We start from the raw sequence: 15,854 nt of genomic DNA, 5'->3' as shown, positions 1-15,854 counted from the left end.
CCTAACTCCCAGCCCAAGCACCCCCCCTTCGCCACCCGTGGGGGCCCCGGCCCGGGCGGGCCCCTCGACGTGTGTCCGGGGGCTCGCGCTAGAGGTCGCCGACGAGCAGGCCGCGGCGCAGGCGGGCGTACTCCTCGAAGGAGATGCGGCCGTCGCCGTCGGCGTCGGCCCGCTGGAAGGCGGCCGAGAGCCCGTCGTCGCGGTTCCACAGCGTGCGGAACTCCGCGGCGGTGAGCTCGCCGTCGCCGTCGTGGTCGGCGAGGTCGAAGGTGGCGCGGAACATGGGGTTCAGCACGCCGTCGAGCGCGCCCGTGCGCACCAGCGCCTGGAAGGACTCGACGTACTCCTCCCTGCTGATCCGGCCGTCGTGGTCGGCGTCGAGGGCGTGCACGTGGACGTCCCAGGTGTCGAGGAACGCCGCCACGACCTTCTCGCCCTCGGGGCTGTCCGGCCGCGCGCCGGCCCGCCGGATGCGGTGGCGGGCCAGCGCGAGGTAGTCGTCCTTGGTCAGGAAGCCGTCGCCGTCGGTGTCGAGGTCGTCGAAGTTGCGTTCCGCGCTGCCGCGCAGGAGCACCGGATCCATCCAAGCCTCCGTTGTCACGGATCGTCATGGTCTCGTGACTCACCGTAACGTGCGGATCCGTGACGGCCAAGGCCCGGTCCCGTTCCGCGCGACCGGGCCCGCGGCTCAGGTCAGCGCCTCCTCCAGCGGTGTCCACTCCAGGCCGTGCGCCTCGGCCACCGGGCGGCTGGTCAGGCGTCCCTCGTGGGTGCTCACGCCCGCGGCCAGGGCGGCGTCCGTGCGGACCGCCTCGCGCCACCCCTTGCCCGCGACGGCCAGCGCGTACGGCAACGTCACGTTGGTCAGCGCGAACGTCGAGGTGTGCGGTACCGCGCCCGGCATGTTGGCCACGCAGTAGAAGACCGACTCGTGCACCCGGTACGTCGGCTCGGCGTGCGTGGTCGGCCGCGAGCCCTCGAAGCAGCCGCCCTGGTCGATCGAGATGTCCACCAGCACCGAGCCCGGCTTCATCCGGCTCACCAGGTCGTCGGTGACCAGCATGGGCGCCTTGGCCCCCGGCACCAGCACCGCGCCGATGACCAGGTCGGCCTCCAGCACGGCCTTCTCGATCTCCAGGGTGTTCGACGCGACCGTCTGGCAGTGGCCCTGGTAGATCATGTCCGCCTGGCGCAGCTTGTCGATGTTGCGGTCGAGGAGCAGCACCTCGGCCTGCATGCCGAGCGCGATGGCGGCGGCGTTCATGCCGGACACCCCGGCGCCGATCACCACGACGTTCGCCGCCCGCACGCCGGACACGCCGCCCATGAGCACGCCCCTGCCGCCCTGCGAGCGCATCAGGTGGTACGCGCCGACCTGCGGCGCCAGCCGTCCGGCCACCTCCGACATCGGGGCGAGCAGGGGCAGCGAGCCGTCCCTGTTCTGCACGGTCTCGTAGGCGATGGACGTGACGCCCGAGTCGAGCAGGGCCCTGGTCAGAGGGCCCGAGGCGGCCAGGTGGAGGTAGGTGAACAGGATCTGCCCCTTGCGCATCCGGTGGTACTCCTCGGCCACCGGCTCCTTCACCTTCATGATCAGGTCGCACGTGGCCCACACCTCGTCGGCGTGCGGCGCGATGACGGCGCCCGCCGCGGCGTAGTCCTCGTCCGGGATGGCCGAGCCGAGGCCCGCCTGCCGCTCGACGTGGACCTGGTGCCCGTGGCGTACCAGTTCGTGGACGCCCGCGGGGGTGAGTGCGACGCGGTATTCGCTGTTCTTGACCTCGCGGGGAACTCCGACCTTCATGGGGTCATCCCTCGTTCGCGTGGAAAGTTGCCGACAACCTGCGTTCTCATTTCCATTTTTCCTCCGATCTCACAGATAGGTGAGGATTTTTCGGCTGATTACCCCGCTGCTGCCCGTCCTCGATAAGCTCACCGGCAGCCCGAACGTCAGGATGGGGTCGTCAACGATGGACAGACCGGTAGAGGCGCCTCCCGCGGAGCCGGAAGAGCCGGAGGAGCCGAAGGCCAGCCGCCTCACCACCATCGTGCTGACCGTCTCGCTGGTGCTCGTCGTCGTCGTGGCGGGCGTGCTCGGCACGGTCGCCGTCCTGATGACCAAGAGCCCCGACAGCCCGCTCCTCGGCGGCGCGCCGCCGCAGCGCCTGGCCACCCCCATCCACTTCGCGCCGGTCAAGGAGACCAAGACCGCGCCCTGTCCGGGCGACCCGGCCGTGCTCGACGAGCAGCAGACCACCTGTTACCTCCTGGAGGACGGTGTCACGGTCGGCGCCGTGCAGCGGATCGAGGCCGTCCGGGGCGCCGACAACTCCTACTCGGTGCGCATCGCGGTCGCGCCCGTCTTCAAGGACCGGCTGGTGCGGCTCATCGACGAGCTCCAGCCCACGCAGCGGCAGGTCGCGATCGTGCTGGCGCCCGAAGGCGAGCAGACGCCGAAGACGGTCCTGGCCGCGCCGGTCGTCACCCAGAGCATGGACGGCGACAGCCTGAGCATCGCGGGCTTCACCAAGGAGGAGGCCGACGCGCTGGTGGTCCGGATGCTCGGCGCGCCGCCGTCCCAGCCGTCGCAGCCCGCGCAGCCGCAGTCGTCCCAGCCGGGCACCGACCAGCAGCCCCAGCAGCCGACGAACCAGCAGCCGACGGACCAGCAGCAGCCCACGAACCAGCAACCCCCCAACCAGCAGCAGCCGAACCAGCAGCCGCAGCAGCCCACGGACACCGGCCAGGGCACCGCGACCACCGGCACGACCGCCCCCGCGGGCGTCGCCCGCGTCCCCGACAAGCGGTACGCGAGCTGCAAGGAGGCCCAGGCCGCCGGCGACGGCCCCTACACGCGCGGACGGCATGAGGAGTACTCCTGGTATCCCGACCTCGACCACAACGGCGTGGCCTGCAACAGCGCTGACATCCGCTAACCGAACAGGGCCCGGAGGGCGTCGATGCCGAAGTAGGCCAGGAAGACCAGCGAGACGGCCCACAACAGCCACGGGATCTCCGCGAACCGGCCCCTGGCCGCCTTGATCAGCGTGTACGAGATCACCCCGGCCCCCACCCCGTTCGTGATCGAGTACGTGAACGGCATCAGCGCGATCGTCAGGAACGCCGGCACGGCCAGCTCGATGTCGGTCCAGGGCACGTTCTTGGACTGCGTCATCATCAGCGCCCCGACCAGCACCAGCGCGGGCGCCGCCGCGGCCGCCGGCACCACCGCGGCGATCGGCGTGAACAGCAGCGTCAGCCCGAGCAGCGCCCCGGTCACGACGCTGGCCAGACCGGTGCGCGCCCCCTCGCCCACACCGGCGGCCGACTCGACGAAGACGGTGTTGGCCGAGGCGCTGACCGAGCCGCCGATCATGCCCGCGACGCCGTCGACGGTCAGGATGCGGCCCAGCCGCGGCACCCGCCCGACCTGGTCCACGAGCCCGGCCTCGTCGCTGACGCCGATGATGGTGCCCATCGCGTCGAAGAAGCCGGACAGCACCAGCGTGAACAGCACCACGGTCGCGGTCAGCGCGCCCGCCCTGGCGAACCCGCCGAACAGGTCGAACTGCCACACCAGCCCGAAACTCGGCGCCGCGACCAGCGACTCGGGCATGTGCGGCACGACCACCCCCCACTCCTTGGCGGGCACCGGCACCAGCGCGTTGACCAGGACGGCCAGGACCGCGGTGACCGCGATGCTGATGAGGATGGCGGCCGGGGTCCTGCGCACGTACAGGACGATCATCAGCAGCAGGCCGAAGCAGAACAGCGTGACCGGCCAGCCCGTGAGATGGCCGGTCGCGCCGAGCTGCACGGGCGTGCCGGTGCCCCGGGCGACGAACCCGGCGTCCACCAGGCCGATCAGGGCGATGAACAGGCCGATCCCGACGCTGATCGCGTGCTTGAGCGCCAGCGGGATCGCGTTCATGATCAGGGTGCGCAGGCCGGTGACGGCCAGGACGATGATGACCGCGCCCTCCAGCACGACCAGGCCCATCGCCTGCGGCCAGGTCATGTGCGGCGCGGCCTGGTAGGCGACCACCGCGTTCAGCCCGAGCCCGGCGGCCAGCGCGAACGGCGCGTTGCCGACGAAGGCCATGAGCAGGGTGGACAGCGCGGCCGCCAGCGCGGTCGAGGTGGTCAGCTCGGCGATGGACAGCCGGGCGCCGGTGACGTCCTTCGCGCCGGCCAGGATGATCGGGTTGAGCAGGATGATGTAGGCCATCGCCATGAAAGTGGTCAGGCCGCCGCGGACCTCGCGTCCGACGGTCGTCCCCCGCCCGGTCAGCTCGAAGAGTCTGTCGAGCACCACACGTCCCCCTCGTCATGGCGAGGGGAGTGCGGGTCACCTACCCGGCGGGGGACATGATCACGCCTTCTCGTGCCGCCCGTGGCCGACCAGGCCGACGAACTCCTCCAGGCCGATCCGGCCGTCGCCGTCGGTGTCGGCGGCGTTGATGAACGCCTCGATCTCCTCCTCGGAGGCGCCGTGGACCCCCAGCGCCTCGTTGGCCTGCCTGATCTCGGCCGCGGTCAGCAGACCGTCGCCGTCGGTGTCGAAGCGACTGAACTCCGCCTCGGCGGCTTCACGACCGCTTGCCATCGGATACCTCCCCGTGATTGGACAAGGCGATATCTTCCGGCCTGATCGGAACGCGAGTCAACCGGAGCCCGGTCGCGGCGCGTACGGCGGCGGCGACGGCCGGGGTGGAGGAGAGCGTGGGCGGCTCGCCGGCGCCGCGGAGGCCGTACGGTGCGGACGGGTCCGGATTTTCCAGGATTTTCAGCTGCATGGGCGGCATGTCGAGCATGGTGGGGATCAGGTAGTCGGTGAACGACGGGTTCAGCACGCGGCCGTCGCGCACCTGGATCTCCTCCATGAGCGCCAGCCCGAGGCCCTGCGCCGTGCCGCCGTGGATCTGGCCCTCCAGAGCCTGCGGGTTCATGATCTTGCCCACGTCCTGCACCGCGGCCAGCTCCACCACCTTGACCAGCCCCAGCTCGACGTCCACGTCCACCACCGCGCGGTGCACGCACAGCGCGAGCTGCGTGTGCGAGTCGCCCTGCCCGGTCACCGGGTCCATCGGCTTCGTGGGCCGGTGCCGGTACTCGCGGGTCTCCTCGATCGGCCCGAACCTGGCCAGCGCCTCCCGCGGCGGCAGCCCCTCGAACCGCTCGCGCACCGCCTCGCAGGCCGCCTTGACCGCGCCGCCCGTCACGTAGGACTGCCGCGAGGCCGACGACGAGCCCGCCGAGCCCACGGCGGTGTCGGCGGTCGCCACGGTCACGTCCTCGATGCCGAGCTCGGTCCGCGCGATCTGGGCCTGGACCGTGACCAGGCCCTGGCCCACCTCGGCGGCGGCGGTGTGCACGGTGACCCGCGGCTCGCCGCCGACCAGCTCGGCCCGCACCCGGGCCGTGGAGTAGTCGTCGAAGCCCTCGGAGAAGCAGATGTTCTTGATGCCGACGCCGTAGCCGATCCCGCGCCGCACCGACTCGCCGTGCGTGGTCTGGGAGACGCCGCCCGGCAGCGCGCGCAGGTCCGCCCCCGTCCGCGGGGCGGGCAGCGGCATGGCCTCCAGCTCGCGCAACATGCCGGCCAGCGGCGCGGGGGAGTCGATCACCTGGCCGGTCGCCAGCGCCGAGCCCTGGGAGACGGCGTTGCGCGCCCGGATCTCGACCGGCGACAGGCCGCACGCCTCGGCCAGCCGGTCCATCTGCGACTCGTAGGCGTAACACGCCTGCACCGCGCCGAACCCGCGCATCGCCCCGCACGGCGGGTTGTTGGTGTAGACGCCCGCGGCGTCGATCCACACGTTCGGCACCTCGTACGGCCCGGCCCCCAGCGAGGCGGCGTTGCCGACCACGGCGGGGGAGGAGGAGCAGTACGCGCCGCCGTCCAGCAGGATGTCGGCCTTGACGTAGACCAGCCTGCCGTCGCGGGTCGCGCCGTGCTCGTAGCGCATCAGGGCCGGATGGCGGTGCACGTGGCCGAAGAACGACTCCTCGCGGCCGTAGACGATCTTGACGGGGCGGTTCAGGCGCAGGGCCAGCATGCACGCGTGCACCTGCATCGACAGGTCCTCGCGGGCGCCGAACGCGCCGCCGACGCCCGACAGCGTCAGCCGTACCTTCTCCGGCGGCAGGCCCAGACAGGGGGCGAGCTGGTCGCGGTCCACGTGCAGCCATTGGGTGGCGATGTACAGGTCCACGCCGCCGTCCTCGGCCGGGACCGCGAGACCCGACTCCGGGCCGAGGAACGCCTGGTCCTGCATGCCGACCTCGTACTCGCCGGTGACGACGACCTCGGCCTCGAACGTGTCGCCCTTGCGCACCGGCTGGCGCCTGACGTACTCGCGCGACTCGCGCGGATCGGTCACCGCCGGGCGCGGCTCGTAGTCGACCACGATGGCCCGCGCCGCCCTGCGCGCGGTCTCCGGATGGTCGGCGGCCACCAGCGCCACCGGCTCGCCCTGATGGCGGACCTGGTCGATGGCCAGCACGGGCTGGTCCTTGTGGTCGAGCCCGTAGAACTTCTCGCCGGGCACGTCCTCGTGCGTCAGGACGGCCAGCACGCCCGGCATGCGCAGCGCCGGGCCCACGTCGATCGACCGGATCCAGGCCGACGGGTGCGGGCTGCGCAGCGTCACGCCCCACACCATGCCGTCGAGCCACAGGTCGGAGGCGTAGGCGAACTCGCCGGTCACCTTCAGCGTCGCGTCCGGCCGCCGCGCGCTCGTGCCGACCCCCTCGGCCCCGCCGACGCCTTCGGACCTGGTGGAGTGGACCGTCTCCGTCATCCTCCGAGTAGAGCACCGGCCCGGCCCGGCCTCCTATGCCCGTGACGTGAAATCCCGGTCATCGCTTGACAGAGCGGGCTTGTATATTCCTCCAAGTGCGCATCAGTGACCTGCTGGCGATCGACGAGCTGGGTCTCAGGCTGCTGGCCGGCGACCCGGAGTGCGAGTTCGGCACGGTCCACATCACCGACCTGCCCGAGCCGGGGCGCTACCTGTCCGGCGGCGAGCTGGTCCTGACCGGCCTGATGTGGCGCGACACCGCCGCCGACTCCACCCGTTTCGTCACCGCCCTGGTCGAGGGCGGGGTGTCCGCGCTCGGCGCGGGCGCGGCCCGGCTCGGGCACGTGCCCGCCGACCTCGTCTCGGCCTGCCGACAGGCCGGGCTGCCGCTGGTCGAGGTGCCGGTCGAGGTCTCCTTCCGCACGCTGGCCGAGCTGGTCGCGCCCCGGCTGTCCGGCGACGTGCGCGACGCGCTCGGGCGTCACCGCAGGCTCGTGGCGGCCCTGGCCGAGGGCGCCGACCTGCGCGGGCTGTTCGAGCTGACCGCCGCCGAGCTGGGCGTCACGGGCGCCGTCCTGTCCGCGTCCGGTGAGGTGGTCGTCGGTACGGCCGCCGATCCGGCGGGGCTGGCCAGGGCGTACCTGACCGCGCCCCGGCTGCCCGCGCTGGCCGGCGGCGCGACGCTCTTCGCCGTGGGACGCGGCCACCGGGCGGCCGGCTGGGTCCTGGCCTGCGACGGCGACCTGCTCGGCCGCGCCGACCTCGGCTACGAGCTGGCCGCCTGCGTGGCACTCGAACGCGGCCGCCTGGAGGAGGGCCGCCGGGTCGAGCGCCGCCTGGCCGGGCAGCTCGTGGCGGCCGCCCTGGCCGACTCCGACGCGGCCGAGCTCAACGCCCGGCTGCGCACGTGCGGCATCGACGCGGACGAACCGTACGCCGTGGTCAGCGCCACCGCCCCACGCCCCGGCGCCACCGCCGCCACCGCCGCCCCCGCCGTCCTCGGCGGCCGGATCCTGGAGGAACTGCTCGCCCGCGAGGTCGTCGCCGCCCCCGTCCCCGCCGAACCACCTCAGGGAAGCGGCGGCACGGCCGTCGACGGTGGCGGTCGCAGCAGCGGCGGCGGCGGGGCGGTGGCGGTGGTCGCGTTGCGGGGGAGGAGCGTCGGGGAGCTGGCCGCGCGGTTGCGGGCCGGGGCCGCCGTGCTGGCCGCGCTGCCCGGCACCCGCCTGAGCGTCGGCCTGAGCGGCGCGCTGACCGGCGCCGCCGCGCTCAAGGGCGGCGTGGAGGAGGCCGGGCACGCCAGGCGGCTGGCCGAGGCCCGCGACGGCGGCGTGGTCACCAGCGACGAGATCTACACCCACGCGCTGCTGCTGGCCACCGTGCCGGGCGACGTGCGCCGCTCCTTCTCCGACCGGCTGCTGTCCCCGCTGCTCGCCTACGACCGCCGCCACCAGTCGGGCCTCGTGCGCACGCTCGACGTCTTCCTCGACTGCTCGGGCTCGTGGAACGCCTGCGCCGAACGGCTCCACGTGCACGTCAACACGGTCCGGTACCGCATCCGCAGGATCGAGGAGCTGACCGGGAGAAACCTGTCGGCGATGTCCGACCGCGTCGACTTCTTCCTCGCACTCCGCGACACCACCCCGCCCCGCTGACCTCACGCCTCCCGATCCGCCGCCCCCATCGCCTCCCGCACGGCTGTCAGCTCGGCGTCGGCCCGCCGCTCCCACAGGGCGTTGCCCCCGGACTCCGCGTTGGCCACCGCCTCGGTCGCGTGGGCCAGCGCCTCGTCCAGCCGGCCGAGCATTCTGCAGGCCCTCGACATGGTGATGAGACACTCGACCATGAACCGGTACCCGGTTCTGCCGAGCAGCTTCATCCCCTCGCTCACGTGCTCCAGGGAGAGCTCGGGATCGCCCAGGTCGAGCAGGACCTGCGAGAGCACGACCCGCGCGTGTCCCTCATGCGTCGTGTCACCGCTCCGGCGGGCCGCGGCCAGGGCCAGCTCCAGAGGGTCCCGCGCCTGCGCGTGGTGCCCCATGCCCTGGCGGGCCGTGCCGAGCATCAAGCAGGCGAAGCGGACGCCGACTTCGGAGCCGATCTGCCTGGCGACCGCGAGCTGCTGTTCGGCGTGGGGCAGCGCCTGTTCGTAGAGCTGTCTGGCGACGTAGGCGTTCGACAGGTTCCCCAGCACCCGCATCTGCCCGAAGCCGTCGCCGAGTCGCCTCGCGATGGCCAGCTCGGCCTCCAGGTGGGGGATCCCCTCCTCGGGACGTCCGGTCAGGCGCAGCCCGTTGGCGATGTGGCCGTGGGCGATCTGTGCGCCGGCGTCGTCGCCCAGCCGTTCGCACACCCGCAGTGCCATGGTGTTGAGCGTCAGCATGTCGTGGCCCTCGTGCGACCGCTGCTGATGCCACAACATCGCGAACGTGAGCCGCACGCCGAGTTCGGCGATCCCGTCGTCCGGGGAGGAGAGGGCCTGGACGGCCACCGCGTTCAGGACGTGCTCCTCCGCCCGCAGCCAGGCGAGCGCCTCCTCGGGCGTGGCGAACGCCCGGGACGTCGCTTCGTCCACCGGACGCCCGAGCTGGACGCGGTGGGGGTCGATGACGACGTTCGCCTGCCGGGCGGAGGCCGCGAAGTACCCGAGCACCCGCAGGAGCGGCTTTTCTGGGTGGCGTACGGGCAGGTCGCCGGCGAACAGCCGGACGAGGTCGTGCAGCTGATGACGACCGTCCCCGGTACGTTCGATCAGGTTCGCCTCGGCCAGCCGGTCCAGGGCGCGCCGTGCCTCGTCCGGCGTTCTGTCCAGCAGCACCGCCGCCACGTCCGCGGTCATGTCCGGCACGTGCAGCCGTCCGAGGAGAGGCAGGGCGCCGGCCGCCAGCCGGTCCACGGGACGGCTGCCGCCGGTGAGCCCGTCATAGCTGGCGGCCAGGCTGGACCGTACGGCCAGGTCTCCCGCGGCCAGCTCGTGCAGCCGTCTGCGCTGGTCCGCCAGCCGCCTGCCGAGGGTGCCCACGCTCCACTCCGGATGATCGGCCAGGCGGGCGCCCGCGATGCGCAGGGCGAGCGGGAGGCCGTCGCAGAGCCGGACCAGCGTCGAGGTCCCGGCCGGGTCGGCGCCCACCCGTCCGTCGCCGGCCAGCTTGGACAACATCGTCGTCGCCTCCGCCTCCGACAGCCGTCCCAGCCGGAGCTGGACGCAGTCGTCGCCGACGTTGAGCGACTCCCTGCTGGTCACGAGCACGCTGACACCGAGCGGCGTGGACAGGAACGGCCGGATCTGGTCCAGCCCGGAGGCGTCGTCCAGGACCACGAGCAGGTTCCTGCCGTGCAACCTGCTGCGCCACATGGCCGCCGCCTCGTCCAGCTCGGCCGGGACGTCCTCGCGAGGCGTCCCGATCCCGCGCAGGAGCCGGCCCGCGAGCCCATGGGCGGACAGACGCGGCACGTTGGGGGTGCTTCCGCGCAGGCCCACGTAGAGCTGGCCGTCGGGGAAGCGGTCCCGCACGGCGTGCGCGACCCGTACGGCGAGGGCCGACTTGCCCACGCCGGGCGGTCCGGAGATCACGACGAGCGGGTGCGGCGGGACGTCGTCACGGGGAGCCAGCAGCGCTGCCAGCCGGTCGGTCTCCTGCGCCCGGCCCACGAAGCCGATGAGCTCGCGCGGCAACTGGCGGGGAACCGTCTCGGCGGCGACGCGGACGGACGCCCGATCGCCCGCCAGCACGACCCGATGAGCCTCGCGCAGCCCCTGACCGGGGTCGATGCCCAGCTCCTCGGCCAGGCTCACCCGGACGTCCTCGTACGCCCTGAGCGCCTCCGCCTGGCGGCCCGACCGGCCCAGGGCGAGGATGAGCAGCTCGTGCAGACGCTCGCGCAGGGGATGGCGGGCGGCCAGTTCCCGCAGCGTGGCGATGGCTTCGCCGGCGCGGCCCTGATGCAGGAGGAGCTCGGAGCGGCCCTCGAAGGCGACCAGGCGCAGTTCGTCCAGCACGGCGCGTTCGGTCTCGGCGAAGGGGCCCGTCACCCCGCTCAGCGCCACGCCCCGCCAGAGGCCGAGCCCCTCGTCGAACAGGCGTAACGCCTCTTCGTGAGCACCCGTGCCCCGCGCGCGCAGTGCCGCGTTCACCAGCTCGGAGAAGGCGAAGGCGTCCACCTTGTGCGGTTCGACGAGCAGTTGGTAGCCGCCCGCCTTGCTGATCAGCAGCTTCGACCGCTCACCCGGCCTGCGGCCCGGCTCCAGGGTGCGCCTCAGCCCCGCGACGTAGGTATAGACGCTCTGCCCGGCACTGGCCGGGGGCTTCTCCCCCCACAGCCCCTCCACCAGCTGATCCATGGTCACGACCCGGCCCGGCGGGGAGACCAGCATGACCAGGACGGCCTGCTGGCGGGCGGGCCCCAGGTCGAACGCCACCCCGTCGTGGGCGCCGGTCACCGGGCCGAGCAGGCCGATGCTCAGACTGTCGCTCATCCCCGCACCTCGCTCATGCGCCCCGGGCACCCGCGGCCTGCCGTGCCTCTCGTACGGCCTCCTGCTCGCTCCTGGCCTCCTGCTGCCATTCCGAGGCCAGCCTGTCGGTCACGGCCGCGGTCAGGGCCGCGGTGACACAACCGGTGGCGCTGTCCAGCTCGCCCAGAGCCCGGTAGGTGCGTGACAGTCCGAGGAGGCACCGCAGCCGCGACACCCGGTTGCCGGCGGGCTCGATCAGCTTCAGGGCGAGGAGGAAGTTCGGCAGGGCCTGGTCCGGCATGCCCAGGTCGAGGTGGACCTTGCCGAGCACCCCTCGAAGGTGGGCCTGGTGGGTGGTGTCGCCGACCTCCTCGGCGTCGGCCAGGGCCAGGCAGAGGATCTCGCGGGCCTGTTCCAGCCGGCCGCACCTGTGGTGGGCCTCCCCGAGGATGAGCCTCGCGTAGCGGACGCCCACCCGCGCGCCGATCGGCCCCGCGACGGCAAGCTGCTGCTCCGCCAGGACGATCGCCTGCTCGAAGTCCTCATCGTGGTAGTGCACGTTGGCGAGGTTGCCCAGCGCGCGCTGCTCGGAGAAGGCGTCGCCCAGCTGCCTGGCGATCGCCAGCTCGATCCGCAGGTGCTCGACGGCCTCGTCCCTCCTGCCCTTCATCCTCAGGGCCGTGGCCAGCTCGCCGTGCGCGTGCATCGCGATCTCCACGTCGCCGAGCCGTTCGCAGACCCGCAACACCATCAGGCCGAGCTCCACCAGGTCCGTCGTACGGTAGGCGCGCTGCAGGGGCCAATGCAGGGCGAAGGCGAGCGCCAGGCCCAGCGCGGCGATGTCGTCGTCGTCGGTGGTGAGCGCCTGGCGGGCCGCGGCCAGCAGCACGGCCTCCTCCTCCAGCAGCCAGGCCGTCGCCTCCTCCCGCGTGCCGACCTGGTGCGTGACGGCTTCGGCGACCGGGCCACGCTGGACGCGGTGCGGGTCCATGACCTGGCTGGCCAGCCGGGCGGAGGCCGCGTAGTACGCGAGCGCGCGCAGCACCGGCTTCTTGGGGTCAGCAGGACGCAGCTCGCCCGCGAACAGGCGGACGAGGTCGTGGAGCTGGTAGTGGCCCGGCCGGGGGCGGTCGAGCAGGTGCGCGTCGGTCAGCCGTTCCAGGGCCAGGTCGGCGTCGGCGGGGTCGGCGTCGAGCAGGGCCGCGGCGGCCTCGGCGGTGATCTCGGGCACGTGCAGGAGGCCCAGCAGGGACAGCGCGCGGGCGGCCAGCCGGTCGAGGGGGCGGGGGCTGCGTTCGAGCGCGGTGAAGCTGGCCGCCAGACCGGCGCGTACGGCCAGGTCGCCGGCCACGAGCTCGTGCAGCCGCCGGCGTTCGTCGCCCAGCCGGCCGGCCATCGTGGCGACGCTCCAGTCGGGGCGGCTGGCCAGGCGGGCCCCCGCGATGCGCAGCGCCAGGGGCAGGCCCTCGCAGAGCCGGACGAGCTCGGCGGTGTCGCCCGCGCCGGCCCGCACGCGCTCCTCCCCGGCCAGCCCGGCCAGCATCGCGGCCGACTCGGCGGGGGACATCCGGCCGAGTTCGAGCTGGTAGGAGTCCTCGCCCCAGGTCATGCTCTCGCGGCTGGTCACCAGCAGCGCGGTGCCGAAGGGGGTGGACAGCAGCGGGCGGATCTGCGCCAGGTCGGCGGCGTCGTCCAGCAGGACGAGGACCCGGCGGCCGTGCAGGAGGCTGCGCCACGTCGCCGCCGCCTCGTCCAGGTCGGCGGGTACGGCGTCGGCCGCCACCCCCAGCCCCCGCAGGAACCGGCCGAGCACGTCGAGCCCGGTCAGCGCGGGCAGCTCCGGCGTCGCGCCGCGGCAGTTGACGAACAGCTGGCCGTCGGGAAAGCGGTCCTGGACCAGGTGGGCGGCCTGAGCGGCCAGCGCGGACTTCCCGACGCCCGGCGGCCCGGAGACGATCACCAGCGGCGTCGGCGGACGCCCGCCGCCGGGGGCCAGCCGCCGCTCCAGCTCGTCCAGCTCACGCGAGCGGCCCACGAACCCGGCCAGGTGGCGCGGGAGCTGGTGCGGCACCCCGTCGCCCCGCCACGGCCCGGGCTCCCCGCGCAGCACCAGCTGGTGACACTTGCGTAACCCCTCGCCCGGTGTGAGGCCCAGCTCCTCCAGGAGCAGGACCCGGCCCTCCTCGTAGACCTTCAGCGCCTCGGCCTGACGGCCCGAGCGGTAGAGGGCCAGCATGAGCAGCTCGCGGGTGCGCTCACGCAACGGGTGGCGGACGGTCAGGTCGCGCAGGTCGTCGGTGATCTCGTGGTGGCGGCCCAGGTGTAACAGGCTCTCGTGCCGCTGTTCCAGCGCGGCCAGGCGTAACAGCTCCAGACGGGAGCGTTCCCGTTCGGCGAACGGGCCGGTCAGGCCGCTCAGCGCGGTGCCGCGCCACATCGCCAGGGCCTCGTCCAGGAGCTGTACGGCGCGGCGGTCGTCACCCTCGCGGCGGCACGTGCGGGCCTCGTCCAGGCGTTCGGCGAAGCACAGGGAGTCGACCTGTGCGGGCCCGACGTTGAGGGCGTATCCCGCGCCGGTGCCCGACAACAGCCGCGACGGGGCGCGCCGCCCGCGGTCGGGCTCGAAGGCGCGGCGCAGGCCGGCGACGTAGGTGTAGACGCTCTGCTCGGCGTTGCGCGGCGGCTCGTCGCCCCAGATCCCCTCGACGAGCCGGCTCATCGGGACGGGCCGCGTGGCGGCCGAGGCGAGGACGGCCAGGGCGGCCCGCTGCCGGGCCGGCCCGAGATCGACGGGCCGCGATCCGCGTTCGGCGTGAACGGTTCCGAGAAGGCGGATGTAGATGTCGTCGCTCACGCGTCCTCCCCGTTCACACAGCCCCGGCGTCCCCCTTACCAGGGCAGCGTATTCAGAATCCCGTGGCGGTATGGCGATCACGCGACTGTAGATCAAATGTAGAAGGATTCGGGTACGCTCGGCCCGGTGGTGAGAAGAGGGGGCACATCCGCGGACCGGGCCTCATCGTCCCCTGCTGCTGGAGAGCGCTCGTCCATGGGATCGGTGCGGTTCGGAGCACAGCCACGCGCCGTACCCCCTCTTGCTGCGAGCCTCAGCAGCAGTGCTGATCTTCCTGGAAGGAAGAGAGGGCAGACGTCGCGGCGTTCGCGGCCGTAACATTGCCTCCTATAGTCACCAAGGCGACAATCGCGGTGACTAGCGCGGACAGGGCAATACGCATGCGCATGGGGGGTTCTCCCTCGCCTGTGTGGGGTTGCTCGGACTTCATCATCTCAGGGAGCAACGACTGTGACCACATCTGACCTGGTCGGACTCCGCATCAAGACCGTTCGGCGACAGCGTGGCCTGTCACAGGCACAGCTGGCGCATCCAGAGTTGTCGGACAGCTATGTCTCCTTGATCGAGAGTGGCAAGCGTACCCCTACCCCCGCCGTCCTGGAGCTGCTGGCCCAGAAACTCGACTGCTCGCTGTCCTATCTGATCAACGGCGTGACCGCCGAGCAGATGGAGGACATCGAGCTGGCGCTCGGCTACGCGCGTCTCGCGCTCGAGAACGGTGAGGTCGCCGAGGCCCGGACGCGCTACACCGAGCTGCTGGCGAACAACAATCTGACAGGCTTGACAGCTTTGCGTCAAGAGACCGAATTCGGACTCGCCTTCGCCGCCCAGGCCAGCGGAGACTTCGACGGCGCGATCGCGATCCTGCTCAGGCTGTCGGAGGAGGAGCTGCCTCCCGACCGCCGCGTCGAGATCGCCTCCAACCTGTGCCGCGCCTACCGCGAGAGCGAGCGGCTCACCGAGGCGGTGGAGGTCGGCGAGCAGATGCTGAGCAGCACCACGCGACCCGCGTGGAACGATCTGCTCGTGGAGCTCGGCGCCGGCCTGCTCGCGGCGTACATGGAGCGCGGCGACCTGCTGCGCGCCCGGCAGTTCGCGGCCGAGCTGCTGAACGCCGCCGACGCCCTCGGCACGCCGCGCTCGATCGTGGCCGCCAACTGGATGGCCTCCAACACGGCCTCCGCCACCGGGCACGCGGAGGAGGCGCTGTCCTTCGCCGAACGCGCCATGGCCGTGCAGCTGGAGACCGGTCAGCCGGGCAGCATCGCCCGGATGCGGCTCGCGCACGCCCGCAAGCGCCTGCTGGCCCGCCCCCAGGAGGCCGCGGCCGTACGAGACGTGCTGCGTGGCGCGATCGTCGAGTTCGAGCAGACCGCCACCAGCACCGTCGAGCGGGCGCGGCTCCTCGTGGAGCTGGCCCGCGCCGAGTGCATGACCGGTGACCTCGACGAATCCGTGGAGCATGCCGACAGGGGCAGAGGGCTGGTGCCCAACACCGCCTCCGCCCTCAGGGCCGAGGCGGAACTGCTGCTCGCCAGGGTCTACGGCTCGGTCGGCCGCATGGACCAGGCCGAGCGGCAGCTGTCGTCCGTACGCGACTCGCTCTCGCCGTTGCCCGACTCCCGCCGGTCGGCCGCCACCTGGTACGCCACCGCCGAGACGATGGAGCAGCTGGGCGACTCCGACGGCGCCGTGGACGCCTACCAGCGGGCTCTCGCCTGCGCGGGGCTGTAGCGAGGTC

The 15,854-nt window shown here is 72.8% G+C and carries 10 protein-coding genes; 3 read left to right on the top strand and 7 right to left on the bottom strand.

Annotation, left to right across the window (positions count from 1 at the left end; all coding sequences use genetic code 11):
- Nucleotides 1-88: 88 nt before the first annotated feature.
- Both AB0C33_RS31900 and ald read right to left on the bottom strand, forming a co-directional pair.
- On the bottom strand, nt 89-583 hold the full coding sequence (locus AB0C33_RS31900; RefSeq protein ID WP_358294284.1) for an EF-hand domain-containing protein: 495 nt from the start codon (nt 581-583) through the stop codon (nt 89-91).
- Between the two features lie 105 nt (nt 584-688).
- Nucleotides 689-1,804, bottom strand: coding sequence for an alanine dehydrogenase (gene ald / locus AB0C33_RS31895; protein ID WP_358294282.1), 1,116 nt, complete (start codon nt 1,802-1,804; stop codon nt 689-691).
- 166 nt (nt 1,805-1,970) lie between these two features.
- On the opposite strand from ald, the gene AB0C33_RS31890 reads away from it, so the two are divergent.
- Nucleotides 1,971-2,936: an excalibur calcium-binding domain-containing protein gene (locus AB0C33_RS31890; RefSeq protein WP_358294280.1), complete on the top strand. Its 966-nt coding sequence runs from the start codon at nt 1,971-1,973 to the stop codon at nt 2,934-2,936.
- Here AB0C33_RS31890 and AB0C33_RS31885 read toward each other — a convergent pair.
- From AB0C33_RS31885 to AB0C33_RS31875, 3 genes are read right to left on the bottom strand one after another with little or no spacing between them, the layout of a single operon-like run.
- Complete coding sequence (locus AB0C33_RS31885) at nt 2,933-4,312, bottom strand: NCS2 family permease (RefSeq protein ID WP_358294278.1); 1,380 nt, start codon at nt 4,310-4,312, stop codon at nt 2,933-2,935. The two genes, AB0C33_RS31890 and AB0C33_RS31885, sit on opposite strands and share 4 nt — an antisense overlap.
- Nucleotides 4,313-4,372: 60 nt before the next feature.
- Entirely contained in the window at nt 4,373-4,606 is a 234-nt protein-coding gene (locus tag AB0C33_RS31880) for an EF-hand domain-containing protein (RefSeq protein ID WP_352323877.1), read from the bottom strand.
- Nucleotides 4,590-6,803, bottom strand: coding sequence for a molybdopterin cofactor-binding domain-containing protein (locus AB0C33_RS31875; protein WP_358294276.1), 2,214 nt, complete (start codon nt 6,801-6,803; stop codon nt 4,590-4,592). Before AB0C33_RS31875 ends, AB0C33_RS31880 begins: the two co-directional genes overlap by 17 nt.
- Nucleotides 6,804-6,898: 95 nt before the next feature.
- On the opposite strand from AB0C33_RS31875, the gene AB0C33_RS31870 reads away from it, so the two are divergent.
- Entirely contained in the window at nt 6,899-8,458 is a 1,560-nt protein-coding gene (locus AB0C33_RS31870; protein ID WP_358294275.1) for a helix-turn-helix domain-containing protein, read from the top strand.
- A 2-nt stretch (nt 8,459-8,460) separates the two neighbouring features.
- Here the strand turns inward: AB0C33_RS31870 and AB0C33_RS31865 are convergent, their stop codons facing one another.
- Complete coding sequence (locus tag AB0C33_RS31865; protein ID WP_358294273.1) at nt 8,461-11,280, bottom strand: BTAD domain-containing putative transcriptional regulator; 2,820 nt, start codon at nt 11,278-11,280, stop codon at nt 8,461-8,463.
- A 13-nt stretch (nt 11,281-11,293) separates the two neighbouring features.
- Complete coding sequence (locus AB0C33_RS31860; protein ID WP_358294271.1) at nt 11,294-14,113, bottom strand: BTAD domain-containing putative transcriptional regulator; 2,820 nt, start codon at nt 14,111-14,113, stop codon at nt 11,294-11,296.
- Between the two features lie 450 nt (nt 14,114-14,563).
- Here AB0C33_RS31860 and AB0C33_RS31855 point away from each other — a divergent pair, with 450 nt between their 5' ends.
- Nucleotides 14,564-15,847 (top strand): helix-turn-helix transcriptional regulator, encoded by a 1,284-nt coding sequence (locus AB0C33_RS31855; RefSeq protein ID WP_358294269.1) that lies wholly within the window; start codon nt 14,564-14,566, stop codon nt 15,845-15,847.
- Nucleotides 15,848-15,854 lie beyond the last annotated feature (7 nt).

Source organism: Nonomuraea sp. NPDC048881, assembly GCF_040649795.1.
Taxonomy (GTDB): domain Bacteria; phylum Actinomycetota; class Actinomycetes; order Streptosporangiales; family Streptosporangiaceae; genus Nonomuraea.
Note: the sequence above shows the minus strand (reverse complement) of the source record. Positions and strands in the feature narration are given on the sequence as shown.